This window comes from Cellulosimicrobium sp. NPDC057862 (assembly GCF_042797035.1).
In the GTDB taxonomy this organism is placed as follows: domain Bacteria; phylum Actinomycetota; class Actinomycetes; order Actinomycetales; family Cellulomonadaceae; genus Cellulosimicrobium.
In genome coordinates this window covers 47,879-72,338 of the sequence record NZ_JBHVMH010000012.1, presented here as the reverse complement: position 1 = coordinate 72,338, position 24,460 = coordinate 47,879, and the positions used below count along the sequence as shown (strand labels likewise).

The 24,460-nt window shown below is 73.6% G+C and carries 23 protein-coding genes and 1 tRNA gene; 13 read left to right on the top strand and 11 right to left on the bottom strand.

The window, feature by feature from the left end; all coding sequences use genetic code 11:
- Window positions 1–2: 2 nt before the first annotated feature.
- The 5 genes from ACFVN3_RS14970 to ACFVN3_RS14950 all read left to right on the top strand — a co-directional run bounded on the left by ACFVN3_RS14970 (window position 3) and on the right by ACFVN3_RS14950 (window position 6,883).
- On the top strand, window positions 3–1,661 hold the full coding sequence (locus ACFVN3_RS14970) for an FAD-dependent oxidoreductase (protein ID WP_378233697.1): 1,659 nt from the start codon (window positions 3–5) through the stop codon (window positions 1,659–1,661).
- Window positions 1,662–1,713: 52 nt separating this feature from the next.
- Window positions 1,714–3,060 carry an ABC transporter substrate-binding protein gene (locus ACFVN3_RS14965; protein WP_378233696.1) on the top strand — a complete coding sequence of 449 codons (1,347 nt, stop codon included), beginning with the start codon at window positions 1,714–1,716 and terminating at the stop codon, window positions 3,058–3,060.
- Between the two features lie 2 nt (window positions 3,061–3,062).
- Window positions 3,063–3,950: a carbohydrate ABC transporter permease gene (locus ACFVN3_RS14960; RefSeq protein ID WP_378233695.1), complete on the top strand. Its 888-nt coding sequence runs from the start codon at window positions 3,063–3,065 to the stop codon at window positions 3,948–3,950.
- Window positions 3,940–4,914: a carbohydrate ABC transporter permease gene (locus tag ACFVN3_RS14955; RefSeq protein WP_378233693.1), complete on the top strand. Its 975-nt coding sequence runs from the start codon at window positions 3,940–3,942 to the stop codon at window positions 4,912–4,914. The genes ACFVN3_RS14960 and ACFVN3_RS14955 overlap by 11 nt, the downstream gene beginning before the upstream one ends.
- 94 nt (window positions 4,915–5,008) lie before the next feature.
- Window positions 5,009–6,883: an ABC-F family ATP-binding cassette domain-containing protein gene (locus ACFVN3_RS14950; protein WP_378233692.1), complete on the top strand. Its 1,875-nt coding sequence runs from the start codon at window positions 5,009–5,011 to the stop codon at window positions 6,881–6,883.
- Window positions 6,884–6,989: 106 nt separating this feature from the next.
- Here ACFVN3_RS14950 and ACFVN3_RS14945 read toward each other — a convergent pair whose 3' ends face one another.
- Complete coding sequence (locus tag ACFVN3_RS14945) at window positions 6,990–7,736, bottom strand: SAM-dependent methyltransferase (RefSeq protein WP_378233691.1); 747 nt, start codon at window positions 7,734–7,736, stop codon at window positions 6,990–6,992.
- Window positions 7,737–7,955: 219 nt separating this feature from the next.
- Window positions 7,956–8,441 (bottom strand): MarR family winged helix-turn-helix transcriptional regulator, encoded by a 486-nt coding sequence (locus tag ACFVN3_RS14940; protein ID WP_237839915.1) that lies wholly within the window; start codon window positions 8,439–8,441, stop codon window positions 7,956–7,958.
- A 119-nt stretch (window positions 8,442–8,560) separates the two neighbouring features.
- Here ACFVN3_RS14940 and ACFVN3_RS14935 point away from each other — a divergent pair, with 119 nt between their 5' ends.
- Entirely contained in the window at window positions 8,561–9,163 is a 603-nt protein-coding gene (locus tag ACFVN3_RS14935; protein WP_378233690.1) for an NADPH-dependent F420 reductase, read from the top strand.
- A gap of 71 nt (window positions 9,164–9,234) precedes the next feature.
- Here the strand turns inward: ACFVN3_RS14935 and ACFVN3_RS14930 are convergent, their stop codons facing one another.
- The 9 genes from ACFVN3_RS14930 to ACFVN3_RS14890 form a co-directional block, all read right to left on the bottom strand.
- Window positions 9,235–10,269, bottom strand: a complete 1,035-nt coding sequence (locus ACFVN3_RS14930) for a TetR/AcrR family transcriptional regulator (RefSeq protein WP_378233689.1) — start codon at window positions 10,267–10,269, stop codon at window positions 9,235–9,237.
- 107 nt (window positions 10,270–10,376) lie between these two features.
- Window positions 10,377–11,204 carry an ABC transporter permease gene (locus tag ACFVN3_RS14925; protein WP_378233688.1) on the bottom strand — a complete coding sequence of 276 codons (828 nt, stop codon included), beginning with the start codon at window positions 11,202–11,204 and terminating at the stop codon, window positions 10,377–10,379.
- Window positions 11,201–12,148, bottom strand: coding sequence for an ATP-binding cassette domain-containing protein (locus ACFVN3_RS14920; protein WP_378233687.1), 948 nt, complete (start codon window positions 12,146–12,148; stop codon window positions 11,201–11,203). Before ACFVN3_RS14920 ends, ACFVN3_RS14925 begins: the two co-directional genes overlap by 4 nt.
- 176 nt (window positions 12,149–12,324) lie before the next feature.
- A complete protein-coding gene (locus tag ACFVN3_RS14915; RefSeq protein ID WP_378233686.1) occupies window positions 12,325–13,704 on the bottom strand; it encodes a CynX/NimT family MFS transporter in 1,380 nt (459 codons plus the stop codon).
- Window positions 13,705–13,766: 62 nt separating this feature from the next.
- Complete coding sequence (locus tag ACFVN3_RS14910) at window positions 13,767–14,267, bottom strand: MarR family winged helix-turn-helix transcriptional regulator (protein WP_378233685.1); 501 nt, start codon at window positions 14,265–14,267, stop codon at window positions 13,767–13,769.
- A gap of 189 nt (window positions 14,268–14,456) precedes the next feature.
- Window positions 14,457–15,665 (bottom strand): ABC transporter permease, encoded by a 1,209-nt coding sequence (locus tag ACFVN3_RS14905; protein ID WP_378233684.1) that lies wholly within the window; start codon window positions 15,663–15,665, stop codon window positions 14,457–14,459.
- The gene (locus ACFVN3_RS14900; RefSeq protein WP_378233683.1) at window positions 15,662–16,639 is read right to left on the bottom strand and encodes an ABC transporter ATP-binding protein; all 978 of its coding nucleotides are present in this window, start codon (window positions 16,637–16,639) and stop codon (window positions 15,662–15,664) included. Before ACFVN3_RS14900 ends, ACFVN3_RS14905 begins: the two co-directional genes overlap by 4 nt.
- A 131-nt stretch (window positions 16,640–16,770) precedes the next feature.
- Window positions 16,771–17,457 carry a hypothetical protein gene (locus tag ACFVN3_RS14895; protein ID WP_378233682.1) on the bottom strand — a complete coding sequence of 229 codons (687 nt, stop codon included), beginning with the start codon at window positions 17,455–17,457 and terminating at the stop codon, window positions 16,771–16,773.
- A 121-nt stretch (window positions 17,458–17,578) separates the two neighbouring features.
- Window positions 17,579–18,184, bottom strand: a complete 606-nt coding sequence (locus tag ACFVN3_RS14890; protein WP_378233681.1) for a TetR/AcrR family transcriptional regulator — start codon at window positions 18,182–18,184, stop codon at window positions 17,579–17,581.
- A gap of 241 nt (window positions 18,185–18,425) precedes the next feature.
- Here ACFVN3_RS14890 and ACFVN3_RS14885 point away from each other — a divergent pair.
- The 7 genes from ACFVN3_RS14885 to pth all read left to right on the top strand — a co-directional run bounded on the left by ACFVN3_RS14885 (window position 18,426) and on the right by pth (window position 24,433).
- Window positions 18,426–18,497, top strand: a tRNA-Gln gene (locus ACFVN3_RS14885).
- Between the two features lie 30 nt (window positions 18,498–18,527).
- Complete coding sequence (gene glmU / locus ACFVN3_RS14880) at window positions 18,528–20,204, top strand: bifunctional UDP-N-acetylglucosamine diphosphorylase/glucosamine-1-phosphate N-acetyltransferase GlmU (RefSeq protein ID WP_378233679.1); 1,677 nt, start codon at window positions 18,528–18,530, stop codon at window positions 20,202–20,204.
- 67 nt (window positions 20,205–20,271) lie between these two features.
- On the top strand, window positions 20,272–21,255 hold the full coding sequence (locus ACFVN3_RS14875) for a ribose-phosphate diphosphokinase (RefSeq protein ID WP_053370151.1): 984 nt from the start codon (window positions 20,272–20,274) through the stop codon (window positions 21,253–21,255).
- Window positions 21,256–21,281: 26 nt separating this feature from the next.
- A complete protein-coding gene (locus ACFVN3_RS14870) occupies window positions 21,282–21,878 on the top strand; it encodes an SIMPL domain-containing protein (RefSeq protein WP_378233678.1) in 597 nt (198 codons plus the stop codon).
- Between the two features lie 90 nt (window positions 21,879–21,968).
- Window positions 21,969–22,697 (top strand): GPP34 family phosphoprotein, encoded by a 729-nt coding sequence (locus tag ACFVN3_RS14865; protein ID WP_378233677.1) that lies wholly within the window; start codon window positions 21,969–21,971, stop codon window positions 22,695–22,697.
- 316 nt (window positions 22,698–23,013) lie between these two features.
- Window positions 23,014–23,616: a 50S ribosomal protein L25/general stress protein Ctc gene (locus ACFVN3_RS14860; RefSeq protein WP_378233676.1), complete on the top strand. Its 603-nt coding sequence runs from the start codon at window positions 23,014–23,016 to the stop codon at window positions 23,614–23,616.
- A gap of 214 nt (window positions 23,617–23,830) precedes the next feature.
- Window positions 23,831–24,433, top strand: coding sequence for an aminoacyl-tRNA hydrolase (pth, locus tag ACFVN3_RS14855; protein WP_378233675.1), 603 nt, complete (start codon window positions 23,831–23,833; stop codon window positions 24,431–24,433).
- Window positions 24,434–24,460 lie beyond the last annotated feature (27 nt).

Genomic DNA, 24,460 nt, shown 5'->3' with positions numbered 1-24,460 from the left:
GCGTGACCCATCCAGACCTCCAGGCAGACGTCCTCGTCGTCGGTGGCGGGCTCGGCGGCGTCGCCGCCGCGCTCGCCGCGGCCGAACGAGGCGCCCGCGTCGTCCTCACCGAGGAGCACCCGTGGATCGGCGGGCAGCTCACGTCGCAGGCGGTGCCGCCGGACGAGAGCGCGTGGGTCGAGCGGTTCGGCGTGACCGCGCGCTACCGCGCGCTGCGTGACGGCATCCGCGACGTCTACCGCCGCTCCTACCCGCTCACCGACGCCGCGCGCACGTGGGACGCCCTCAACCCCGGCGCGGGCTGGGTCTCCAAGCTGTGCCACGAGCCGCGCGTCGCGGTCGGGGTGCTCGAGGAGATGCTCGCCCCGTGGCGGTCCGCGGGCCGGATCCGCCTCCTCGAGCGCGTGCGCCCGACGGCGGCCACGACCGACGGCGACCGCGTCACCTCGGTGACGCTCACCCGGGTCACCGACGGCGCGGCCGGTGCGGCCGGTGCGGCAGGGGCGGTCGGCGAGAGCGTCACCGTCCACGCGGCGTTCGTCGTCGACGCCACCGAGACGGGCGAGCTCCTGCCCCTCACGGGGACCGAGTACGTGACCGGGTTCGAGTCGAACCGCGAGACCGGGGAGCCGAGCGCGCCGGACGAGGCGCAGCCGGACAACGTGCAGGCGCTGAGCGTGTGCTTCGCCGTCGAGCACGTCGACGGCGACCACACGATCGACCGTCCCGAGCGGTACGACTTCTGGAGCACGTACACCCCGGGGCCGTGGAACGGGCGGCGCATGCTGTCGTGGGAGGCGCCCAACCCGCGCACGCTCGCGATGGACGTGCGGTCCTTCACGCCGAACCCGGGCGACGACGCGCGCGCCGTCGACGCCGACCAGTCGAAGAACCCCGGCGACGGCAACCTGTGGACGTTCCGGCGCATCGCGGCGCGCGACCTCTTCTCGCCAGGCCACTACGCGAGCGACCTCTGCCTCGTGAACTGGCCGAGCATCGACTACTTCCTCGCGCCCGTGCTCGACGTGCCGCGCGACGTGGAGGAGGCGCGGCTCGCGGACGCCCGGCAGCTCAGCCTCTCGATGCTCTACTGGATGCAGACCGAGGCGCCCCGCCCCGACGGCGGGACCGGGTTCCCGGGCCTGCGCCTGCGGCCCGACGTCATGGGCTCGGCCGACGGCCTCGCCCAGGCGGCCTACCACCGCGAGTCCCGCCGCCTGCGCGCCGTGACGACGGTGACCGAGAACGACGTCTCGTACGCCGTGCGCGGCGACCGGGGCGCGACGCGGTACGACGACTCCGTCGGCGTCGGCATGTACCGCATCGACCTGCACCCCTCGACGGGCGGAGACACGTACATCGACGTCGCGTCGACGCCGTTCGAGATCCCGCTCGGCGCGCTGCTCCCGCAGCGCGTGACCAACCTGCTCGCGGCCAACAAGAACATCGGCACGACGCACGTCACCAACGGCTGCTACCGCCTGCACCCCGTGGAGTGGAACATCGGCGAGGCCGCCGGCCACCTCGCGGCCCACTGCCTCGTGACCGGCCGCACGCCGCACGCCGTCCAGTCGAAGGCAGACCTGCTCGCCGACTACCAGGACGAGCTCGTCCGATCCGGCGTCGAGCTGCGCTGGCCGGCCGAGGCGCACCCCTACTGACGCGGGCCCCCGCCCGCACCGACACGTCCACCCTCAGTCCGAAGGAGAACTGATGAACCCCCTGACCCCGCGCCGTGCACCCCGCCCGGCCCGCGCCCGACGCCGTCTCGTCGGCGTGCCCCTCGCCGCCGGAGGCGCCGCGCTCGCGCTCGTGCTCACCGCGTGCTCCGGTGGCGGCGACGACGTCGCCGGCGAGCCCAGCACGCCCAGCGAGCCCGTCGACCTGCGCATGACCGTCTGGACCGCGGACGAGACGCAGCTCGCGCAGTTCCAGGAGATCGCCGACGCGTACGTCGCCGAGAACCCTGACCTCGTCTCGGGCGTGACGTTCGAGACGATCCCGTTCGAGGACTACACGACGTCCCTCACCACGCAGCTCGCGGGCGGCAACGCGCCCGACCTCGCGTGGATCCTCGAGAGCTACGCGCCCGAGTTCGTCGCGAGCGGCGCGCTCGTGGACGTCGCCCCGAAGCTCCAGGAGACCGAGGGGTACGAGTACGACGACCTCCTGGACTCCTCGCTCGCGCTGTGGGAGAAGGACGGCGGGCTCTACGCCTACCCGTTCTCCAACTCGCCGTTCGCGATGTTCGTCAACACCGACCAGGTCGCCGCCGCGGGCCAGCCGAACCCGGCCGACCTCGTCGCTTCCGGGGACTGGACCTACGACCAGGCCCGCGACATCTCCGCGGCCGCCGCCGCGACGTCGGGCAAGCAGGGGCTCGTCGTGCGCGACTTCGACTTCAAGGTGTGGGAGAACCTGTCGACGATCTGGGACGGCTGGGATGCGGCGCCGTGGAGCGAGGACGGCACGCAGTGCACGTTCACCGACCCCGAGATGGTCGACGCGCTCACGTGGGTCCACGACGCGACGTTCGTCGACAAGGCGATGCCCGGTCCGGGCACGACGGCCGACTTCTTCGCGGGCGACTCCGCGATGACGATCACGCAGATCAGCCGCGCGTCCGCGCTCGACGACTCGTTCGCGTGGGACGTCCTGCCGCTGCCGGCCGGTCCCGCGGGCCAGCAGAACGTCATCGGCCAGGCCGGGATCGGCGTCTTCGCGGCGGGCGAGCACCCGGACGTCGCCGCCGACTTCCTCGCGTGGTTCACCAACCCGGAGAACGCCGAGACGCTCGCGGCGTACTTCCCGCCGCCGCGCGAGTCGCTCCTGAACGCCGAGACGCTCGGGGCCGCGAACCCGAAGCTCAGCGAGGCCCAGCTCCAGGCGGTCGTCGTCGACGGCATCCAGGGTGCGGTGACCAAGCCGTCGCACCAGAACTTCGCCAAGCTGCAGGACACGGTGCGGGCCCAGCTCGACGCGCTGTGGACGGCGGACGCGGACGTCGAGGGCGTGCTCGCCGACACGTGCTCGGCGATCCAGCCCCTCCTCGAGGACTGAGCGTGGCGTCCTCCGCACTCGCACGACGGGACGCGGCCGTGGGGTACACCATGGTCGCGCCCGCCGTGCTCGGCGCGCTCGCGTTCGTCGTCGCGCCGCTGGTGGCCGTCGTCTGGTACTCGCTGCACGAGTGGAACGTCCTCGCGAACACGTTCACGTTCGCGGGGGCCGACAACTACGAGCGCATGCTCTCCGACCCCGGCCTGCGCGACTCGCTCCTCGCGAGCCTGTGGTTCTCGATCGGCCTCGTGGTCCTCAACATCTCGCTCGCGCTGCTCCTCGCGGTGCTGCTCAACCAGAAGCTCCCGGGCACGACGACGTTCCGCACGTTCTTCTTCTCGCCGGTGGTCGTGTCGCTCGTCGCCTGGACGATCGTGTGGAGCTTCCTGCTCCAGGCGGACGGCGGGATCAACGGGTTCCTCTCGCTGCTCGGCATCGAGGGACCGAACTGGCTGCGCGGCGAGACGACGGCCATGATCTCGGTGATCGTCGTCCAGGTGTTCAAGAACGTCGGCCTCAACATGATCCTGTTCCTCGCGGCGCTGCAGGGGGTGCCGGAGGAGATCCAGGAGGCGGCGCGCATCGACGGCGCCGGGGCGTGGCGACGCTTCCGCTCGATCACGCTCCCGCTCATCAGCCCGACCCTCCTGCTCGTCTCGATCCTCACGATCGTCGGCTCGCTCGAGGTCTTCGCGCAGATCGCCGTGCTCACGGGTGGCGGTCCGGGGAACTCGACCACGGTGCTCGTCTACTACCTGTACCAGCAGGCGTTCCGCTTCAACGACTTCGGCTACGCGAGCGCGATCTCCGTCCTGCTGTTCGTCATCGTCCTCGTCCTGACACTCGTGCAGTGGCAGACGCGCAAGAGGTGGGTCTTCCATGAAGTCTGACGTGATGCCCGGCCCGGCCACGCTCCCGGGCGCGGACGACGGCCCGGCCCGGCCCGCGGCGTCGGGCACGGGCGGCGACGGCGCGGACCGCTCACGGCACGCGCCCGCCCGTCGGGACCGCGCCGCGCGGTCCCGGCGCCGGTGGGGACGCTGGGCCCTCGTGGCGCTGCTCGTCGTGCTCAGCGTGCCGTTCGTGTTCCCCACGTGGTGGATGGCGACGTCGAGCCTCAAGCCGATGAGCGAGATCCTGCGCGCCGTGCCGACGCTGTGGCCGCAGGACCCGTCGTTCGCGGCGTACGGGGAGGTGTTCCGGCTGCAGCCGTTCGCGCAGCAGTACTGGAACAGCCTCTACATCGCCGCGCTGGTGACGGTCGGGACGATCCTCGTGTCGTCGATGGCCGGGTACGCGTTCGCGCGCATCCGGTTCCCCGGGGCGAACGCGCTGTTCCTGCTCGTCCTCGTCGGGCTGCTCGTGCCGTCCGAGGTGACGATCGTGCCGCTGTTCCGCATGGTCAACTCGCTCGGGCTCATCGACACGCACTGGCCGCTGGTGATCATCCCGATCCTCGGGGCGCCGAGCGTGCTCGCGACGTTCATCATGCGGCAGTTCTTCCTCGGGCTGCCGGGCGAGCTCGAGGAGGCGGGGCGCATGGACGGCCTGGGCCGCTGGGGGATCTTCTGGCGGATCGCGTTCCCGCTGTCGCGCTCGGCGATCTCGGCCGTCGCGATCTTCACGTTCCTCAAGTCGTGGAACCTGTACCTCGAGCCGATCGTGTACCTGTCGAGCAAGGACCGGTTCACGCTCCCGCAGGCGCTCACGCAGTACGTCGACGCCTACGGCGGCCCGATGTGGAACGTCCAGCTCGCGGCGACCACGCTCACGGTGCTGCCGGTCCTCGCGGTATTCCTCGTCGCGCAGAAGCAGTTCGTCCAGGGCTTGGCCCACTCGGGCCTCAAGGGCTGACCGCCCTTCCCGTGAGTGCATGGAATAGTCGCGATCTCCTCGAGGATCGGCGACTATTTCCTGCACTCACGGGGGGCGGCCTAGGCTCGTGCGTGTGGCTCATCTTCTCGGCGCCGACGGCATCTCGCTGACCGTCGGCACCCGCACCCTGCTCGACGACGTCTCGCTCGGCCTCGACGACGGCGACCGCGTCGGCATCGTCGGCCCCAACGGGGCCGGCAAGTCGACGCTCCTGCGCCTGCTCGCGGGCACGCAGCAGCCCGACGGCGGTCGCGTCACCCGGGTGGGCGGGCTGCGGGTCGGTCTGCTCGACCAGCGCGACGACGTCGGCACCGGCGCGACGATCCGCGACCTCGTGCACGGCGACGCCGCGACGCACGCGTGGGCGTCGGACGCGAGCATCCGCACGGTGCACGCCGGCCTGCTGGCCGACCTCGACCTCGACGCCCCCGCCGACACGCTGTCCGGCGGGCAGCGGCGTCGCGTCGCGCTCGCGGCGCTGCTCGTCGCCGACCACGACGTGCTGTTCCTCGACGAGCCGACGAACCACCTCGACGTCGAAGGTGTCGCGTGGCTCGCCGCGCACCTGGGCGACCGGTTCGCGCGCCCGGGCGCGAAGGGCGCGCTCGTCGTGGTGACCCACGACCGCTGGTTCCTCGACGCCGTCTGCTCGCGCATGTGGGAGGTCCGCGGCGACGGCTCCGGCGCGGTCGAGGGGTACGAGGGCGGGTACGCCGCCTACGTGCTCGCGCGCGCCGAGCGCCAGCGGACCGCCGCCGTCGCGGCGGAGAAGCGCGACAACCTGCTGCGCAAGGAGCTCGCGTGGCTGCGTCGCGGCGCGCCCGCGCGCACCTCCAAGCCCAAGTTCCGGCTCGACGCCGCCGCGGCGCTCATCGCCGACGTGCCACCCCCGCGCGACACGCTCGAGCTCACCCGCACCGCGACCAAGCGGCTCGGCAAGGACGTGCTCGACCTCGAGGACGTGACGGTCGCGGTGCCGGTGCGCGGCCCGGCCGGAGAGGACGGTGCCGAGCGCGTGCTGCTCGACGACGTCACGTGGCGCCTCGGGCCCGGCGACCGGTACGGCGTCGTGGGGGTCAACGGCGCGGGCAAGACGACGCTGCTGGCCCTGCTCGCCGGACGCCGCGAGCCCGACGCGGGGCGCGTCAAGCGCGCCAAGACCGTGCACGTCGCCGAGCTGTCCCAGGACGTCGGCGAGCTCGACGACATCGCCGGGTCGCGCGTCATCCAGGTGATCGAGGACGAGAAGCGGTCGGTCGTCGTGGACGGCAAGGAGCTCACGGCGTCGCAGCTCGTCGAGCGGCTCGGGTTCACGCGCGAGCGGTCGCAGACCCTCGTGCGCGACCTCTCGGGCGGCGAGCGCCGCCGCCTCCAGCTCCTGCGCCTGCTCGTCGCGGAGCCCAACGTGCTCCTGCTCGACGAGCCGACGAACGACCTCGACACCGACACGCTCGCCGCGCTCGAGGACCTGCTCGACGGCTGGCCGGGCACGCTGATCGTCGTCTCGCACGACCGTTACCTGCTCGAGCGCGTCGCGGACCGGCAGGTCGCGCTGCTCGGGGACGGCAAGGTGCGCGACCTGCCGGGCGGCGTCGAGCAGTACCTGGAGCTGCGGCGCGCGGCGCTCGCGGGCGCGGGGGCGTCGTCGAGCGGCTTCGCGCCGGCGGCGGGCGCCGGGGCCGACGGTGGTGCGGAGGGCACGCCGGACGCGGTCGCCCCGGCCGGGCCGAGCGCCGCCGAGGTGCGCGCCGCGAAGAAGGAGATCAACCGGATCGAGCGCCGGCTGTCGAAGATCGCCGAGGTCGAGGGCCGTCTGCACGAGAAGATCGCGGCGAACGCGACGGACTTCACCGCGGTCGCGGGGCTCGACGCCGAGCTGCGCACGCTCGCGGCCGAGAAGGACGAGCTGGAGGCGGCCTGGCTCGAGGCGGCCGAGGTCGCGGGCTGACGCCGGCTGCGCCGGCCGTGCCGACGTCCACCCCGGCGTGCGGGTGCCGCAGGCGGGGCCGCGGGCGACGGGCGGGTGGTCGCCCGCCCGTCGCCCGCTCTCGCCGCTAGCGCGCCATCAGTGCGAACACGCCCCACCCGAAGTGGATCCGGGTCCAGGCCGCGTACTGCTGCGGCTCGGTCGCCAGGAGGTGGCGCACCTCGTCGTGCAGCTCGTGACCCGGGTGGGCGTCAGCCCAGCGCCGCATGGTCAGCCACTGCGGTGCGGCGTAGCGGTCCCAGGACTCCTCGGTCGCGCACATCATCTCGACGACGTCGTAGCCCTGGGCTCCGAACGAGGCGAGCAGGTCCGGGAGCGTCAGGTAGTCCTCCGACGACCGCACCCCGCAGCCGACCAGGGCCCCCGGGGTCGTCGGGACGGTGCGCCAGTACGGCTCCCCGACGAGCAGCAGCCCGCCGGGTCGCAGGCTCCGGCGCAGCAGGTCGAGCGTCCCGGGGACGCCGTCGCCGATCCACGTCGCGCCCACGCACGCCGCGACGTCCACGGGCTCGTCGGCCACGTAGCCGGACGCGTCGGCTTCGACGAACCGCACCGAGCCGGCCACGCCGAGCTCGTCGGCGCGGGACCGGGCGTGGGCGACGAAGTCCGGGTTGAGGTCCACGCCCAGCCCGGTGATGCGGTGGTCCCGCGCCCACGTGGAGAGCATCTCGCCAGACCCGCAGGCCAGGTCGAGGAAGCGCGTCCCGGGCCGCAGGTCGAGCGCGCGGCCGAGGTCGGCGAGCTGCCGCTCGGTCAGCGGGTTGTGGATGCGGTGACGGGACTCACGGACGGAGAAGAGACGAAGGTCGAACACGAGGATGCTCCTTGTACGGGTGCCAGCAGGGAACGCGTTCGGGAGCGGACGGATCCGCTCGCCGGCACCAGGACCGTCATCGAGCATCAAGACCTTCTGTGATCGCCCTGCGTCGACCGTGCGGGGCGGGCTCCGGGTGAGCCTCCGCGACGCTACGACCGGGAGCGACCGGCGGGCAACGGAATTCCGCCCGCGGCGTGGGGGCCGGGCGCGGTCGTATCAGCGGCGCAGGAAGCCCATGCGGTCGTCGGGGTCGACGCGTTCGAGGATCGCGCCCGCGATCTCGTCGAGCTGGCCGACCTGCTCGGGGGTGAGCGCGTCGATCACGTGGTCCCGGACGGTGGCGACGTGGCCCGGCGCCGTCGCGACGACCTTGGCCCACCCGGCGTCGGTGAGGTGCGCGTTGGTGGCGCGCCGGTCCTCGGGGCACGGGACGCGCTCGACGAGCCCGCGCTTCTCGAGCCGGGCCACGACGTGGGAGAGGCGGGGGAGCGTCGCGTTGGTGGCGCCGGCGAGGTCGGTCATGCGCAGCGTGCGGTCGCGGGCCTCGGAGAGCATGGCGAGCACGTAGTACTCGAAGTGGCTGAGGTCGGCGTCGCGCCGGAGCTGGGTGTCCAGGACGCCCGGCAGCAGCTCCACGACCGCCACGAGCCGCTTCCACGCGTCGAGCTGCTGGTCGTCGAGCCAGCGGGGTTCTGTCGTCATCGGGCCTCCTCCGGTGTGACCATCGTAATAGTTGACGCTACAAGTTTAGCGTCGTATCGTGATGGTTGTAGCAACAACCAATAGCCGACCGGGCGGCCGGCGCACGAAGGGAAGCCATCATGAGCAGCATCACCATCATCGGCGCGGGCAACATGGGCTCCGCGATCGCCGGCCTCGCGCTCGCCGCGGGCAGCGAGGTGCAGGTCCTCACGCGCGAGGCGACCGACCTGGACCCGCGGGTCGCGGCCGGCACGGTCGGCGACGAGCTCAAGGGCGACGTCGTCGTCCTCGCCCTCCCGTACGGGGCCGTCGCGGAGGTCGTCGACCTCTACGCCGACCGCCTCGACGGCAAGGTCGTCGTCGACATCACCAACCCGCTCGACTTCGCGACCTTCGACGCCCTCGTCGTGCCCGACGGCTCGTCGGCCGCGGCGCAGCTCCAGCAGCGCGTGCCCGGCGCGCGCGTGCTCAAGGCGTTCAACACGAACTTCGCCGCGACCCTCGCGTCCGGGCAGGTCGGCCCGCTCCCGACGACGGTCCTCGTCGCGGGCGACGACGCGGACGCCAAGGCCGCGCTCGCCGGCGCCGTCTCCGGCGTCCGCGTGGTCGACGCCGGGTCCCTGAAGCGCGCGCACGAGCTCGAGGCCCTCGGCTTCCTCCAGCTCACCCTCGCCGCGGGGGAGAAGACGTCCTGGACGACGGGCTTCGCGCTCGCCGAGTGACGCGTCTCCCGCACGGACGACGGCGGCCGGCCACCCCTCGGGGTGACCGGCCGCCGTCGTGCGTCGGCGAGTCAGCCGCGCGCCTTCTCCACCGCAGCCCGCGCCGTCTCCCGCTCGGCCTTCTCCGCCTCGCGCAGCGCCTTCTCGAGCTCGCGCACCTTCTTCTGCGCCTCGCGGACACGGCGCTCGGCGTCGCGCCGCTTGAGCGTCGCCTTCTTCACCTTCGGGTCCTTGACGTGCACGGCCATCTCGACCGGCGCGACGGCGTCGCGCGGGTCGGTCTCCGCGCCGGTGCCGCGGGGTCCGACCTCGTCGTCGGAGGTACCGTCCGAGGCGGACGCGTCCCGTCCCGCGCCCGGGGCACCCGCGGCCCGCGCGTCGACGTACACCGCGATCCCGTCGAGGACGCGCTCGAGACCCCAGGCGGTGTCGTCGATCTCGCCCTCCTGCGCGTACGTCCCCGCCTCGACGAGCGGGCGCAGGTAGGGGAAGCGCACCTCGTCGACGAGGTCGCGCAGCGCACCGGCCCAGCCGCCGCCCAGGACGGTCACGTCGCCGCCCGCCGCGGTGACCGCGCGCGCCAGGTCGGTCTGGAGGCGGGCGGCGTTCCGCGCGTACCCGCTCACGAGCAGGATGACGGACATCTTCTCCTCGTCGTCGAGCGGCGTGGAGCGCAGGGCGCGCAGCCCGCTGTCCGCCCCGCGCAGGTTGTTCGGCGTGAGGGGCGCGCCGGTCACCGGGATGTCGAGGAACCACGGGTGGGACGCGAACACCGCCATCGTGAACTGCGCCCACTCGCGCAGCTCCGCGCGCCAGTCCGCGGGGTCGTGCGCGGGCGGGTACTCGACGTCGAGCGCGGCTTCCTGCATGAGGAGCAGCAGGTCGTCCTTGCTCGTCACGTACCGGTAGAGCGACATCGTCGTGAAGCCGAGGCTCTGCGCGACCTTCGCCATGGAGACCGCGGCCAGCCCGTCGGCGTCGGCGATCTCGATGGCGGCCTCGACGATCCGCTCGATGCTCAGCTCGCGCTTCGGCGTGCGCTCGGGACGTTCGGCGACGCCCCACGCGAGCGCGAGCCGGGGCGGGAGGTCGGGTGCGTCCGTCATGCCCACATCATCCCCGAGGTCGTGTGTGGTCACGTGTCGGGCCGAGCATGCGGTTGTCGCCCGTCCCGGGCTCAGGACGGGCGACAGCCGCATGCTCGGCGACGGGGTCAGCGGGCCGTTCGCCGGCGGTAGAGGAACGAGCCGGCGGCGCAGCTCACGACGAGGAAGCCGACGAGCCACGCGACGGCCGTGAGGACCGTCGTCGCGTCGGGCGACCCCGCGAGGAGGCCGCGGAACGTCTCGATGATCGGCGTGAACGGCTGGTTCTCGGCGAACCCGTGCAGCCACGACGGCATGGTGTCGATCTCGACGAACCCCGAGCTGAGGTAGGGCACGAACAGGAAGAGGAAGTTCACCGACTGCGACGCCTCGACGCTCAGCACCAGCCCGAGCGCGACGCTGAGCCACGTGAACGTGAGCACCGCGAGCACGGCGAACGCGACGAGGCCCAGCCAGTCGGCGAGACCCGCGTCGGGACGGAAGCCCAGCGCGAGCGCGACGGCCACGACGACGACCGCGGACGCGAGGTTGCGCACCACGCTCGCCACGACGTGGCCCCACAGCGCGGACGGGCCGAAGATCGGCAGCGTCTTGAACCGGTCGATCGTCCCTGACGTCATGTCCTGCGCGACCCCCACCGCGGCCGTGGCGGAGCCGAACCCGAGGCACATGACGAGCACGCCCGGCACGACGTAGTCGATGTAGTCGTCGCCGCCGATCGCGCCGCCGAAGATGACGACGAACACGAGCATGATCATGACGGGCAGCACGAACGCGGTGATGAGCCCGTCGACGCTGCGGAGCTGGCGGCGCGTCTCGCGCGCGACCATCGTGCGCACGTCGCGCGCGGCCGTCGCGGGGGTCTGTCGGGCGCGCGCGGCGGTGCGCGGCGGCCGCGCCGGGGAGGTCGTGAGCGTGGGCGTGGTGGCGCTCATCGGGCGCCCTCCTTCCGGGTCAGCGCGAGGAAGACGTCGTCGAGCGTGGGCTTGACGACGCTGACGCCGACGACCGCGAGGTCGTGGGAGTCAGCCGCCGCGAGCACGTCGCGGATCGTGCGGACGGGGTCGTCGCTCGGCGCGGTGAGCGACAGGTCCTTCTCGTCCGTGGTCGTGCGGGCGAGCCCCAGCGTCGGCGCGAGCCCGACGGCGGCCGCGAGGCTCGCGGGGTCGTCGAACGCGACGCGCACGTGGTCGCCCGCGACGAGCGCCTTGAGCTCGGCCGCCGTGCCGCGCGCGGCGACGCGGCCGTCGTGCAGGACGGCGATCGTGTCGGCGAGGCGGTCGGCCTCCTCCAGGTACTGGGTCGTCAGCAGGACCGTCGTCCCGTCGGCGGCCAGGCCGCGCACGACGTCCCAGAGCTGGGCGCGCGACGCCGGGTCGAGCCCCGTCGTCGGCTCGTCGAGGACGAGGACCGCGGGGTCGGCGACGAGGCTGATCGCGAGGTCGAGGCGACGGCGCATGCCGCCCGAGTACGTGCCGACGCGGCGCTCGGCGGCGTCGGTGAGGTCGAAGCGGGCGAGGAGCTCGTCCGCTCGTCGGCGCACGGTGCGCCGGGGGAGGTGGGCGAGCTCGCCCATCATGACGAGGTTCTCGCGGCCCGTCTGGAACTCGTCCACCGACGCGTACTGGCCCGTGAGCGCGATCGTCTCGCGCACCCGCGCCGCGTCGTGCACGACGTCGGCCCCCGCGACGCGGGCCGTGCCGCCGTCAGGCCGCACGAGGGTCGTGAGGATGTTGACGGTCGTGGTCTTGCCGGCGCCGTTGGGCCCGAGCAGCGCGAAGATCTCGCCGCGGCGCACGGTCAGGTCGACGCCGCGCAGCACGGCGTGGTCGCCGTAGGACTTCTCGAGCCCCTGCACGGCGATCATCGGTTCGGTCATCGCCTTCTCCTTCTCGGTCGGACGTGCTGGCCGGTGTGCGGCGCACACTGACGTGTATGGCATAAACGATGTGTACACCATAAACACGCCTCGCCGCGCGGGTCAAGGGGGTGGTGCCCGCCGAGGGGAGCGAGCGCGAGGGAGAGCCGTGGTCTCCCGAGGTGGAGCCGTGGTGGCTACCTCGCGTGAGAGCGGGGGGACCCCGTGAGGGCGAGTCCGATCCCCGTCATGAGCACGAGCGCGCCGAGCACGACGGCGACCGGCGTCGTCCACGTCCCGGTCACCGTGTGCAGAGCACCGGCGAGGGTCGGCGCGACGGCGGCGAAGCAGTAGCCGACCGACTGCACCGTCGCCGAGGCCTGACGCCCGCGGCGGACGGTCGAGAAGCGCTGCGCCACGAGCGTGAAGATGACGACGAAGTTCGCCGCCTGGGCGATGCCGGCCATCGACGCCCACACCGCCCACAGGTCGGGCGCGACGAGCAGGCCCACCGGCAGCGCCAGCCACAGCACCGCGATCACGGCGAAGCTCTGCCGCAGCGACCAGCGGCGCGCCGCCAGCGGCACGGCGAGCCCACCGACGATCGCGAACCCTTGGAACAGCGACGCCGCGCCGCCCGACGCCGCGCGCGGGATCCCCGCGAGGTCCTCCAGGATGAGCGGCAGCCAGGCCGTGAGCGCGTAGAAGCTCGACGACTGGAGCGCGAACATCGCGCACAGCCACCATGTGAACGGCGTCGCCAGGACGTGGCGCTCGCGGGCGGCGGCGGGGTCGGTGCCGGTGACGCCCTCGGCGACCGCGGCGGCGAGGTCGTCGGGGTCAGGGGCGGCCTCGTCGCCCGACCTGCCCGCGTCGCCGGGTGCGGGCCGCGCCCTGTGGGAGGGCGCCGTCGTGCCCGACGGCGTCCCGCTCGCCCGGTCGGTCGCCGCCCGTCCCGGCCCGCTCGCCTCGCGCGGGACCGCGCGCAGCCACCACACGAGCGCGACGACGGCGAGGACGGACCACGACGCGAGCGCCCAGCGCCACCCGACGGCGTCGGCCAGGGGTGCGGTGAGCGCCGTCGTCGCGACGGTCCCCACGTTGATCGCGGCCGTGTACAGGCCGGTCACCGTCGCGACGTGCCCGGGGAAGTCGCGCTGCGCGATCATCGGGACGGCGAGGTTCGCCGTCGTGATGCCGAGCCCGAGGAGCACGGTGCCGGCGAAGGTCCCCGCCGTGCCGAGGGCGTCGGCGCCGAGGGCGGCGAGGTCCGCCGACCGCACGAGCGTCCCGGCCAGGATCAGCCCGAGCGCGACCGCGATCGCGGTCCGCAGCGACGACCGCCCCAGCAGGCCCGCGACCGCGGGCGTCGCCACGGCGAAGCAGAGCACGGGGATGCCCGTGAGCAGGCCCGCGGCCGCCGCGGTGAGGTGCAGGTCCGCCGCGACGTCCGCGACGACCGGCGGCAGCGCCGTGAGCGGCGCGCGCAGGTTGACCGCGACGAGCAGCACCGCGACGAGCAGCACGCCGTCGATCCCGCCGCGGAACGTGCTCGGGCGGGGCGGCCGGGACGGCATCGGGCGGTGACCTCCGGGTGCGGGCGCGTGCGACGCCGCCGCCCGGTCAGCCGGGCCGTCGGTCAGTCGTCGAACTGTCCTACGACTGTACGCAGGAGCGCCGCGAGCGCAGGGCGGCCGCCCGGCTCCAGCGCGTCGAGGATGCGGGCCTCCACCGCGAGCAGGTCGGTCATCGCCGTGTCGACGCGCTCCAGTCCGTCGGCGGTGAGCTCGACGAGCACGCCGCGCCGGTCGTCGGGGGACCGGCGGCGCAGCACGAGCCCGCGCTCCTCGAGCCGGTCGATGCGGTTCGTCATGGTCCCGCTCGTCACGAGCGTCTGCGTCACGAGGGCGCCGGGGGAGAGGCGGTACGGCTCGCCGGCCCGCCGCAGCGCCGACAGGACGTCGAACTCCCAGGTCTCGAGGTGCCCCCGCGCGAACGCCGTGCGGCGCGCGCGGTCGAGGTGCCGCGCGAGGCGGTCGACGCGCGAGAAGACGGTGAGCGGCTCGACGTCGAGGTCGGGCCGCTCGCGCTGCCACGCCGCGACGATGCGGTCGACCTCGTCCTCGTGCTGCTGGTCCATGACGCGAGGGTACTCGATGTGTCTCGACATCAAGACTCTTGACGGCTCCCCTGTCGCGCCCGCACGCCGTCGGAGAACCGACGTCGCGAGGTAGAGCCCTGGTCACACGAGGTAGAGCCCTGGTCACCCGAGGTAGAGCCGGCGTCGCACCAGGCCTCTACCTCGGCGGACCGGGACTCTACCTCGCGGTCAGGACGTGCGGAGGGCGTCCTTGAGGCTGACGCGGGCGCCGGTGCGCAGGACCGCGTTGGAGTAGATCTTCGCCGCGAGCCAGACGAGCACCGGGATGACAGCGAGCGAGAGGCCGAGGGCGAGGAGCGCCTCCCAGGTCTCGGCGCTGCCGAGCGCGATGCGCACGGGCATGAGGAGCGGCGAGCACAGCGGGACGTACGACAGCCACACGACGAGCGGGTTGTCCGGGGCCCACGGTGCGACGGAGACGCCCACGATGTAGGGCACGATCATGAGGAACGTGACGGGGGTCGTGACGGCGCCGACGTCCTCCTGGCGCGACACGAGCGCGCCGAGACCGGCCATGAGCAAGGCGTAGCTGACGAACCCCACGACGAACCACACGAGCGCCCAGAGGGCCGCGGTGCCGAGGTCGATCGTCGACGTGTCGACCAGGCCGAGGCCGAGCGCGGTGCCGACGCCCGCGAGCACGACGAGCGCCACCTGCCCGAGGCCGACGAGGCCGATGCCGAGCACCTTGCCCGCCATGAGCTGCCACGGGCGGACGGTCGAGAGCAGGAGCTCGACGACCCTGCTCGTCTTCTCCTCGACGACGCCCTGCGCGATGAGCTGGCCGCTGATCATGATGGCCATGAAGAGCAGGATGCCGGTGACGAGGCCGGTGACGTAGCGCGTCGGGTCGAACTCGCTGGGTTCGCCGATCGTGCGGACGGTCGGCTCGGCCGTCGCGATGTCGCCCGCGACCTGGGCGGGGTCGCCGCCGAGGCTCGCGACGGCGTCGGACAGCGCGGTCTGCTGGGCGAGGGTGGTGAAGACGGCCGTCAGACCGGGGGAGAGCTCGGTGTCGACGACGACGGTCGGCGCGTCGGCCGTCCCGGTGACCAGCGCGTCGAGGTCGCCGTCGCGGACCTGGGTCTCTCCGGCGGCGTCGTCGGCGACGTCGACCGTCTCGACCTCCGTCCCGAGCGTGCTGCCCGTCGCCTCGATGGACTCCGCGAGCGCCGACGTCTCGGGCGTGACGCCCACACGCTCGGCGGTCGGTCCGGACGAGCTCGCGGCGTTGAGCACGAACCCGCCGAGCACGACCGCGCCGACGAGGACGACGGTCAGCCACACGAACGACTTCGAGCGGAGCCGCGTCATGATCTCGCGGCTCGCGACGAGGCGGATCGCACCCCAGGACGTCAACGAGGTCCCCGTGCTCATGCCCCCACCTCGACGGTCTCCGCGGCCGTCCCGGCCGGCTTCTCCTCGGCGCTCACGACGTCGCGGTACAGCTCGGTGAGCGACGGTCGCACGAGCGAGAACTCGTGCACCGGCCCGGCGGCGAGCGCGGCGCGCAGCACGGCCTGCTCGCGCCCGCTCGTCCCGTCGACGGTTCCGTCGCCCGTGGCCCCGTCGCCCGGCGTGAGCTCGACGACGGTGCGCGACCCCGCCAGGCTGACGGCCCGCGCGTCGGGCACGGCGCCGATCCAGGTCGCTCCCGGTGGCCCGTCCACGACCCATCGTTCGGTCTCGGTCCGCCGCAGCTCGTCGATCGTGCCGACCTCGACCATGGCGCCGTCCTTGATGATCCCGACGCGGTCGCACAGGCGCTCCACGAGGTCGAGCTGGTGCGAGGAGAAGACGACGGGGACGCCCGCCTCGGCGCGGTCGCGGAGCACGTTGCTCATGACGTCGACGGCCACGGGGTCGAGCCCGCTGAAGGGCTCGTCGAGGACGAGCAGCTCGGGGTCGTGCGTGAGCGCCGCCGCGAGCTGGACGCGCTGCTGGTTGCCGAGCGAGAGCTTCTGCACCTCGTCGCCGCGGCGGGCGTCGACGCCGAGCGTCGTGGTCCACCGCTCCATCGCGTCCTTCGCCTCGGCCGCGGACAGCCCGTGCAGCCGGGCGAGGTAGACGAGCTGCTCGCCCACCTTCATGCGCGGGTAGAGCCCGCGCTCCTCGGGCATGTAGCCGATGCGGCGGCGCGCGGCGAGGTCGATCGGTCTGCCGTCCCAGCGCACCTCGCCGCCGTCGGCGGCGAGCACGCCGAGGACGATGCGCATCGTCGTGGTCTTGCCGGCCCCGTTGGAGCCGACGAAGCCGAAGATCTCCCCGGCGCGCACGTCGAACGACGTCCCGCGCAGGGCGCGCACGTCGCCGTAGGTCTTGGTCAGCGAGTCGATCTCGAGTGTCGCCATGCGACCCACACAACCACGCTGCACGGCGCGCGGCACGGGACAGATGTCACGTCCTGCCCCTCCTGACGGCGGGTGCGGACCCTTCCGAGGTCGGGGTCCCGCCGGACGGCTCACCCGGGCGACGCGGGAGCTCAGCCCCGGTGCTCGTCGCGCACGGGCGGCAACGGCGTGCGGGCGGCGCGCACGGTGAGGCGCAGCATCGCGGCCGTCGCGTGGTCGACACCCGCGACGTCGTCGCGCCGGACCGCGTCGAGCGCGACCCACAGGAGCTCGCGCGCGATCGCCGCCTCCTGCTCGTCGAGGCGGCCGGAGATCGACTCGACCGCGCTCATCGCGACGAGCACGCGCATCCCCGCGGACGTCGGGGGCGCGAGGCGCACGCGCCGGATCTCGACGGCGTCGCGCAGGGCGCGGCGCTCGACGCGCGAGAGCCGGGGGCCGGCCACCCGCAGGAGAGTCGGGGTGAGGAGCGCGGCCGCGAGGCCGAGGAGCGCGGCGACGAGGACGAGGGCGACGGGGGCCAGGTCGCGGCCGACGAGGACCGCGGCGATCGCGGTCGCCGCGCCCGCGACGATCCCCAGACGCACGCCGTCGACCGACGCGTGCCACTCGGCGTGCCGCCGCACGCGGTCCAGCTCGCGCGGTGTCAGGCCGGGGACCAGCACGTCGGTGCGCTGGACGATGCGGTCCTGCGCTCCGGCGACGGCGCCTTGGAGGCAGCGCGCCGTCGTCCAGGTCGAGTACCCCCAGACCGTGGGACGGATCTCGTCCTGGCAGTCCTCGTGCGTGCGGTCGGTGGACCGGTCGTGCCCGTGCATGAAGTGCCCCGCTTCGTCGATCTCGTGCTTCCGCAAGGAGAGACGGGTTCGCCCGGGCCCCATGACGCGGATTCTGAGAAGTTTCCCGGGGCGACCGGTGGACGGACGCGTCAGGACGCCGTCACGACCTGGGCGTCGTGATGAGGTGCGGGCGCTTCTCCATGTCCGCGAGGCCGTTCCACGCGAGGTTGACGAGGTGCGCGGCGACCTCGGTCTTCTTGGGCGAGCGCGCGTCGAGCCAATACTGCCCGGTGAGCGCGACCATGCCGACGAGCATCTGCGCGTAGATGGGCGCGACCTTCGGGTCGAGGCCGCGCGTGCGGAACTGGTTCGCCAGGAGGTGCTCGACCTGGGTCGCGACGTCGCCGATGAGGCTGGAGAACGTGCCGGTGGCCTGAGCGACGGGGGAGTCGCGCACGAGGATGCGGAAACCGTCCTCGGACGCCTCGATGTAGGACAGGAGCGCGAGCGCGGTGCGCTCGAGGAGGACCTTGGGGTGGCCGCCCTCGTCGAGCGCGCCGGAGAGCGCCGCCGTGAGCGCCTGGACCTCGCGGTCCACGACGACGGCGTAGATGCCCTCCTTACCACCAAAGTGCTCGTACACGACAGGCTTGGACACCTCGGCGCGTGCGGCGATCTCCTCGACGCTCGTCCCCTCGAACCCCTTCTCGGCGAACAGGCCGCGGCTCACCGCGAGCAGCTGCTCGCGCCGCTGGCTCGCGGTCATGCGGGATCGGGGGGTGCGTCTGGACTCGGCCACGGGGTCCATCATGCCGTGCACCCGCTGCTGCGCCCCGCGTGCGCTCGCGCACGGGTGTGGCGCGGGCCACCCGAGGACCAGGGTGCGGATGGGACGAGACGGGCGCGACCGGCGTCGGGCACGGGGACCGACCTGGCAGACTGTTCCCGGACCCACCCCGCCCGCCGTGGCCCGGGAACGCACCGGGCGCGAGCGTCGCCGGGTCCGATCCGCCTTGGTGTAATCGGCAGCACAAGGGTTTTTGGTGCCCTTGGTCCAGGTTCGAGTCCTGGGGGCGGAGCTCGTGCCACCGATCCCGAGGGGAACGCCCATGGAAGCTCAGCAGGGAACCGACTCGACCGTCGCCCCCGCTGCCGTGATCGTCCTCGCCGCCGGCGAGGGCACGCGGATGAAGTCGTCCACCCCCAAGATGCTGCACCCGCTCGCGGGACGCAGCCTGCTCGGGCACGTGCTCGTCGCCGCGCGCTCGCTCGACCCGGCGCTGCTCGCCGTCGTCGTGCGGCACGAGCGCGACCGCGTCGCCGAGCACGCCGTGTCGGTCGACCCGGACGCCGTCGTCGTGGACCAGGACGAGATCCCCGGGACGGGCCGCGCCGTGCAGTGCGCGCTCGCCGCGCTCGACGCGAAGGCCCACGCGCAGGCGCTCGTCCACGGCGTGCCCGACGGCGAGGAGGGGCGCGGCCTGGGCGACGGGCTGGAGGGCCCCGTGGTCGTCACCGCGGGCGACACCCCCCTGCTCGACGGCGGCACGCTCGCCCAGCTCCTCGCCGCGCACGTCGCGGACGGCAACGCGGTGACGATGCTGACGACGGAGCTCGAGGACGCGACGGGCTACGGGCGCGTCGTGCGCGACGGCTCGGGTGACGTGCAGCGGATCGTCGAGCACAAGGACGCGTCGGCGGACGAGCGCGCGATCCGTGAGATCAACGCGTCGATCTACGTGTTCGACGCCGCGGTCCTGCGCCGCGGTCTGGGCACGCTCGGTCGCGACAACGCGCAGGGCGAGGTCTACCTGACGGACGTCGTCGCGGCGGCGCGGGCCGAGGGCGGCACCGTCCGGGCGCTCGTCTCGGCGGACCCGACGATCGTCGAGGGCGTGAACGACCGCGTGCAGCTCGCGACTCTGCGTGCCGAGCTCAACCGCCGGATCCTCGAGGACTGGATGCGCGAGGGCGTGACGGTCGTCGACCCGGCGACGACGTGGGTGGACGTCGACGTGGAGCTCGCGCGCGACGTCACCCTGCTCCCGGGCACGCAGCTCCACGGCGCGACCGTCGTCGCCGAGGGCGCGACGATCGGCCCGGACACGACGCTCACGGACACCGAGGTCGGCGCCGGTGCGACGGTGACCCGCACGCACGGCAGCCTCGCGGTGCTGGGCGCGGGGACGTCCGTCGGGCCGTTCGCCTACCTGCGCCCGGGCACCGTGCTGGGGGCGAAGGGCAAGATCGGCACGTTCGTCGAGACGAAGAACGCGGAGATCGGCGAGGGTTCCAAGATCCCGCACCTGTCCTACGTGGGCGACGCGACGATCGGCGAGCACACCAACATCGGCGCCGCGTCGGTCACCGTCAACTACGACGGCGTCCACAAGCACCGCACGGTGATCGGCTCGCACGCCCGCACGGGCGCGGACAACATGTTCGTCGCCCCCGTGAGCGTCGGCGACGGCGCCTACACCGCGGCCGGCTCCGTCATCCGCCGCGACGTGCCGGCGGGCGCGCTCGGCGTGAGCGGCGGGCAGCAGCGCAACATCGAGGGCTGGGTCGAGCGTCGTCGCCCGGGCACAGCCGCGGCCGACGCCGCGGGCGCCGCGCGCGCGGGCGGCCCCGACGCGCCGCCGCTCGGCGCGCAGGCGCAGGCGCAGCTCGCGGACCAGAGCGCCGCAGCGACCGCCGAACGCCCGACCCCGCCGCCGCCCGGACCCGAGCTCGAGCACACGCTCGAGGCGCTGCGTGGCGGTCGCCCCGCGACCACGGCAGACTGACCGCGTCCGGCAGAGACCTCCTCAGACCCACCCCGCACCCGGAAACACCACCGAAGGAACCACTGGTATGAGCAGCACGATCGCCGGAAACGGGGAGAAGTCCCTCGTCCTCGCCTCGGGGCGCGCGCACCCCGAGCTGGCCAACGACGTCGCGCGGGAGCTGGGCATCGACCTGCTGCCCACGACCGCGTACGACTTCGCGAACGGCGAGATCTACGTCCGGTTCGGCGAGTCGGTGCGCGGCGCCGACGTCTTCATCCTCCAGAGCCACACCGCGCCGATCAACCAGTGGATCATGGAGCAGCTGCTCATGGTCGACGCGGCCAAGCGCGCCTCGGCCCGCACCATCACGGTCGTCCAGCCCTTCTACGGCTACGCGCGCCAGGACAAGAAGCACCGCGGTCGCGAGCCGATCTCGGCCCGCCTCATGTCCGACCTGTTCACCGCGGCGGGCGCCGACCGCCTCATGAGCGTCGACCTGCACGCCGCGCAGACGCAGGGCTTCTTCGACGGGCCGGTCGACCACCTGTGGGCGATGCCGATCCTCACGGACTACGTGCGCTCGCGCGTCGACACGTCGAACGTCACGGTCGTCTCGCCCGACGCGGGCCGCATCCGCGTCGCCGAGCAGTGGGCGGCGAAGCTCGGGGGCGGGCCGCTCGCGTTCGTGCACAAGACGCGCGACGTCACGCGCCCGAACCAGGCCGTCGCCAACCGCGTCGTCGGCGACGTCGAGGGCCGCGACTGCGTGCTCGTGGACGACCTCATCGACACCGGCGGCACGATCGCCGAGGCGGTGCGCGTCATCCTCGCCGCGGGTGCGCGGTCGGTCATCGTGGCCGCGACGCACGGCGTGCTGTCCGACCCGGCGGCGCAGCGCCTGTCCGAGTGCGGGGCGAGCGAGGTCGTCATCACCGACACGCTCCCGATCGCCGCGGAGAAGCAGTTCCCGCAGCTCACCGTGCTCTCCATCGCGCCGCTCGTCGCGCGCGCCATCCGCGAGGTGTTCGACGACGGGTCGGTCACCTCGCTCTTCGACGGCAACAGCTGACGGGAGGGGCCGTGGGCGGCTCGGGAGTGACGACCACCGGACAGGGCGCGGTGACGGCGACGCCGGACGTCGCCGTCGTCGAGCTGGGCGCGGAGTCGAGCGCGCCCGGCGTCCAGGAGGCCCTCGACCGGGCGAACGCGGGGCTCGCCGCGGCGCGTGACGCGCTCGTCGCGGCGGGCGTCGACCCCGCGGACGTGCGCACGTCCCAGACGTCGACGTGGACCGAGCAGCGCGACGACGGCCCACGCACGACGGCGCGGCTCACGCTGCGCGCGACCGTGCGCGACGTCGCGGCGTGCGGGGACGTCGTCCGCGCCGCTCTCGACGCCGCCGGGCCCGTCGCGCGGCTGGACTCGACGAGTCTCGCCGTCGGCGACCCGGGACCGCTCGCCGTCGCGGCGCGCGACGCCGCGTTCGCCGACGCGCGCTCGCGCGCCGAGCAGTACGCCCGGCTCGCCGGCCGCTCGCTCGGCCCGGTCGTCGAGGTCCGCGAGGACGCGGGCGGGCCCGGCCCGATGCCGCGCCTCATGGCCGCCAAGGCCGCGAGCGACGCGCTCGTCATGGAGCCCGGCACGCAGGAGGTCCGCGCGACCGTGACCGTGCGCTGGGAGCTCGCGGACTGACACCCTCGACGCGCGACCGTGCACGGCGCACGCCCGGGCCGTGACAAAAGGCAGGTGTTCCGGGCCCCGGCGCGCCGTAGCGTGAGCACCATGCTCATCCTCGAGGACTACCTGCTGCTCACGCTCGACGACGTGACCGGGAAGGCCGTCGTCGACGCCTCGTACCGGGAGCAGGTCGCCGCGGGGGCGCTCCTCGTCGAGCTGGCGCTCCTGGGCCGCGCCGACCTCGCGGGCGACGGCGACGGCGGGCGCGTCGACCGGATCGTCGTGCGGGACCCGTCCCCGACCGGCAACGTGCTGCTCGACGAGGCGCTGACCGTCGTGCGGTCGCGCGAGGGGTCGAAGCCGAAGGCGCTCGTGGCGCCCCTCGCGAAGCTCAAGCCGGCCTCGCGCGCGATCGGGTCGCTCGCCGAGCGCGGCGTCCTGCGCCGCGAGGACGGGCGCGTGCTGGGGATCTTCCCGACCACGCGCTGGCCGGCCGCCGACACCCGGCACGAGGACGGCGTGCGCGCCGACCTGTGGCGCGTCCTGGTCGACGGCGGTGCGCCGGACCAGCGCACCGCCGCCCTGGTCGCCATCCTCGCCGCGACCGGGCAGGCGGGCCGCGTGCTGGCCGCGGGCGACGGCCGTGGCGCTCCGGCCGTCGTCGACGGCGGAGCCGACCTGTCCGGGTCGCGCCGCCGCGCCGTCGACGCGCGCGCGAAGGAGATCGCGCAGCAGAGCTGGGCCAGCGAGGCGGTGCGCGCGTACGTGGAGGAGGTCACCGCGGTCATCCTCGTCGGCGCCACGGTCGCGGCGACCGCAGCGGCGACGAGCTGACCTCCTGGTCCGCGCCGGAAGGACGGCGCGGGTTTCGTCCCACCGTCGCGCCCGGGTACAGTAGTCAGGTTGCCTCGGCGAGGGACGTCTGACGGCCGGCAGCGCTGGACCGGTGAGCACACCGGCGGCGCGGGACCGCGAGTGTCAGCCAGACCTGTTGGATCTCCGTTATCGACTGGGCGGTCGTCCTCCTGCGCGCCCGTCATACGTCCCGCGCCGACGCAGCCGCCCGTCCGGGTGGCCCTCTCAACCGTCCGGACAGCCGACCGCTCCCCACTGGTGGCCGGCCCGCAACGTTCTTCCAGGAGTGATCCACGTGTCCGAGATCAAGCTCGTCGCCGAGGCCCGCACCGAGTTCGGCAAGGGTGCCGCCCGCCGCGTCCGCCGCGCCGGCAAGATTCCCGCGGTCCTCTACGGCCACGGCAGCGACCCGCTGCACGTGACCCTGCCGGGTCACGAGACGATGATGGCGCTCAAGCACTCGAACGCGCTGTTCTCGATCGAGCTCGACGGCAAGGCCCAGCTCGCCATCACCAAGGACGTCCAGCGCGAGCCGGTCCGCAACGTCATCGAGCACGTCGACCTGCTCATCGTGAAGAAGGGCGAGAAGGTCGCCGTCGACGTCCCCGTCGTCGTGACCGGCGAGTCCGCCCCCGGCACCATCCACCTCGTCGACCTGCAGACCCTCGCGGTCGAGGCCGAGGCGACGCACCTGCCCGAGTCGATCGAGGTCTCCATCGAGGGCCTCGAGGCCGGCTCGCAGATCCTCGCCGGCGACGTGGTGCTCCCGAAGGGCGCCACCCTCACCGCCGACGCCGAGCTCCTCGTCGTGTCGGTCACCGAGCCGCAGGCCGAGGCCACCGAGGACGAGGCGGCCGAGGCCGCCGAGGAGGCCCCCGCCGAGGCCGCCGCGGAGTGATCCTCCCCGTCGTCGGCTGACGCCACGACGACCCGCGTCGGACGCCCGGTACCGTGACGGTGCCGGGCGTCCGTGCGCCCGCACCTCCCTGCACCGACCTGCACCGACCTGCACCGACCTGCACCGACCTGCACCGACCTGCACCGACCTGCACCCCACCCGTACGACCACCGTGCCGCCCGACGCGGGACCCGGACGAAGGACGAGAGACGACATGACCGACCAGCCGTGGCTCGTCGTCGGGCTCGGCAACCCCGGGCCGACGTACGCGGGCAACCGCCACAACCTGGGCCACATGGTCCTCGACGTCCTCGCGGGGCGGGCCGCCGCCCGGTTCGCGCGCCACCCGCGGGCGCAGGCCGCCGTCGCCGAGGCCCGCATCGGGATGCTGCCCGGCGGGCGGCCCGGGCCGCGTGTCGTCCTGGCCAAGCCGACGACGTACATGAACGTCTCCGGGGGCCCGGTGTCCGGGCTCGCGAAGTACTACGGGATCGACCCGGACCACGTCGTCGTGGTCCACGACGAGGTCGACATCCCGTTCGGTGCCGTGAAGCTGAAGGTCGGCGGTGGCGAAGGCGGCCACAACGGCCTGCGCGACATCACGAAGGCCCTCGGCACCAAGGACTACGTGCGCGTGCGCGGCGGCGTCGGGCGCCCGCCCGGCCGCCAGGACACCGCCGACTTCGTGCTCAAGGACTTCAAGGGCCCCGAGGCGAAGGAGCTCCCGTTCCTGCTCGACGACGCCGCGGACGCCGTCGAGCTCCTGCTCACGGACGGTCTGCTCGCCGCCCAGGGGAAGTACCACACGAAGGCGTAGCACCGCCCCGAGCGCGTCAGGACGCCC

Excerpts from the sequence above, each read along its gene's own strand:
- ACFVN3_RS14955 (WP_378233693.1), top strand. The coding sequence starts at position 3,940 with ATGAAGTCTGACGTGATGCCCGGCCCGGCCACGCTCCCGGGCGCGGAC.
- ACFVN3_RS14965 (WP_378233696.1), top strand. The coding sequence starts at position 1,714 with ATGAACCCCCTGACCCCGCGCCGTGCACCCCGCCCGGCCCGCGCCCGA.
- ACFVN3_RS14890 (WP_378233681.1), bottom strand. The coding sequence starts at position 18,184 with ATGACCGCGAGCCAGCGGCGCGAGCAGCTGCTCGCGGTGAGCCGCGGC.
- ACFVN3_RS14900 (WP_378233683.1), bottom strand. The coding sequence starts at position 16,639 with ATGGCGACACTCGAGATCGACTCGCTGACCAAGACCTACGGCGACGTG.
- ACFVN3_RS14940 (WP_237839915.1), bottom strand. The coding sequence starts at position 8,441 with ATGACGACAGAACCCCGCTGGCTCGACGACCAGCAGCTCGACGCGTGG.
- ACFVN3_RS14930 (WP_378233689.1), bottom strand. The coding sequence starts at position 10,269 with ATGACGGACGCACCCGACCTCCCGCCCCGGCTCGCGCTCGCGTGGGGC.
- ACFVN3_RS14875 (WP_053370151.1), top strand. The coding sequence starts at position 20,272 with ATGAGCAGCACGATCGCCGGAAACGGGGAGAAGTCCCTCGTCCTCGCC.
- ACFVN3_RS14935 (WP_378233690.1), top strand. The coding sequence starts at position 8,561 with ATGAGCAGCATCACCATCATCGGCGCGGGCAACATGGGCTCCGCGATC.
- ACFVN3_RS14895 (WP_378233682.1), bottom strand. The coding sequence starts at position 17,457 with ATGCACGGGCACGACCGGTCCACCGACCGCACGCACGAGGACTGCCAG.
- ACFVN3_RS14925 (WP_378233688.1), bottom strand. The coding sequence starts at position 11,204 with ATGAGCGCCACCACGCCCACGCTCACGACCTCCCCGGCGCGGCCGCCG.
- ACFVN3_RS14920 (WP_378233687.1), bottom strand. The coding sequence starts at position 12,148 with ATGACCGAACCGATGATCGCCGTGCAGGGGCTCGAGAAGTCCTACGGC.
- glmU (WP_378233679.1), top strand. The coding sequence starts at position 18,528 with ATGGAAGCTCAGCAGGGAACCGACTCGACCGTCGCCCCCGCTGCCGTG.
- pth (WP_378233675.1), top strand. The coding sequence starts at position 23,831 with ATGACCGACCAGCCGTGGCTCGTCGTCGGGCTCGGCAACCCCGGGCCG.
- ACFVN3_RS14910 (WP_378233685.1), bottom strand. The coding sequence starts at position 14,267 with ATGGACCAGCAGCACGAGGACGAGGTCGACCGCATCGTCGCGGCGTGG.
- ACFVN3_RS14865 (WP_378233677.1), top strand. The coding sequence starts at position 21,969 with ATGCTCATCCTCGAGGACTACCTGCTGCTCACGCTCGACGACGTGACC.
- ACFVN3_RS14905 (WP_378233684.1), bottom strand. The coding sequence starts at position 15,665 with ATGAGCACGGGGACCTCGTTGACGTCCTGGGGTGCGATCCGCCTCGTC.
- ACFVN3_RS14915 (WP_378233686.1), bottom strand. The coding sequence starts at position 13,704 with ATGCCGTCCCGGCCGCCCCGCCCGAGCACGTTCCGCGGCGGGATCGAC.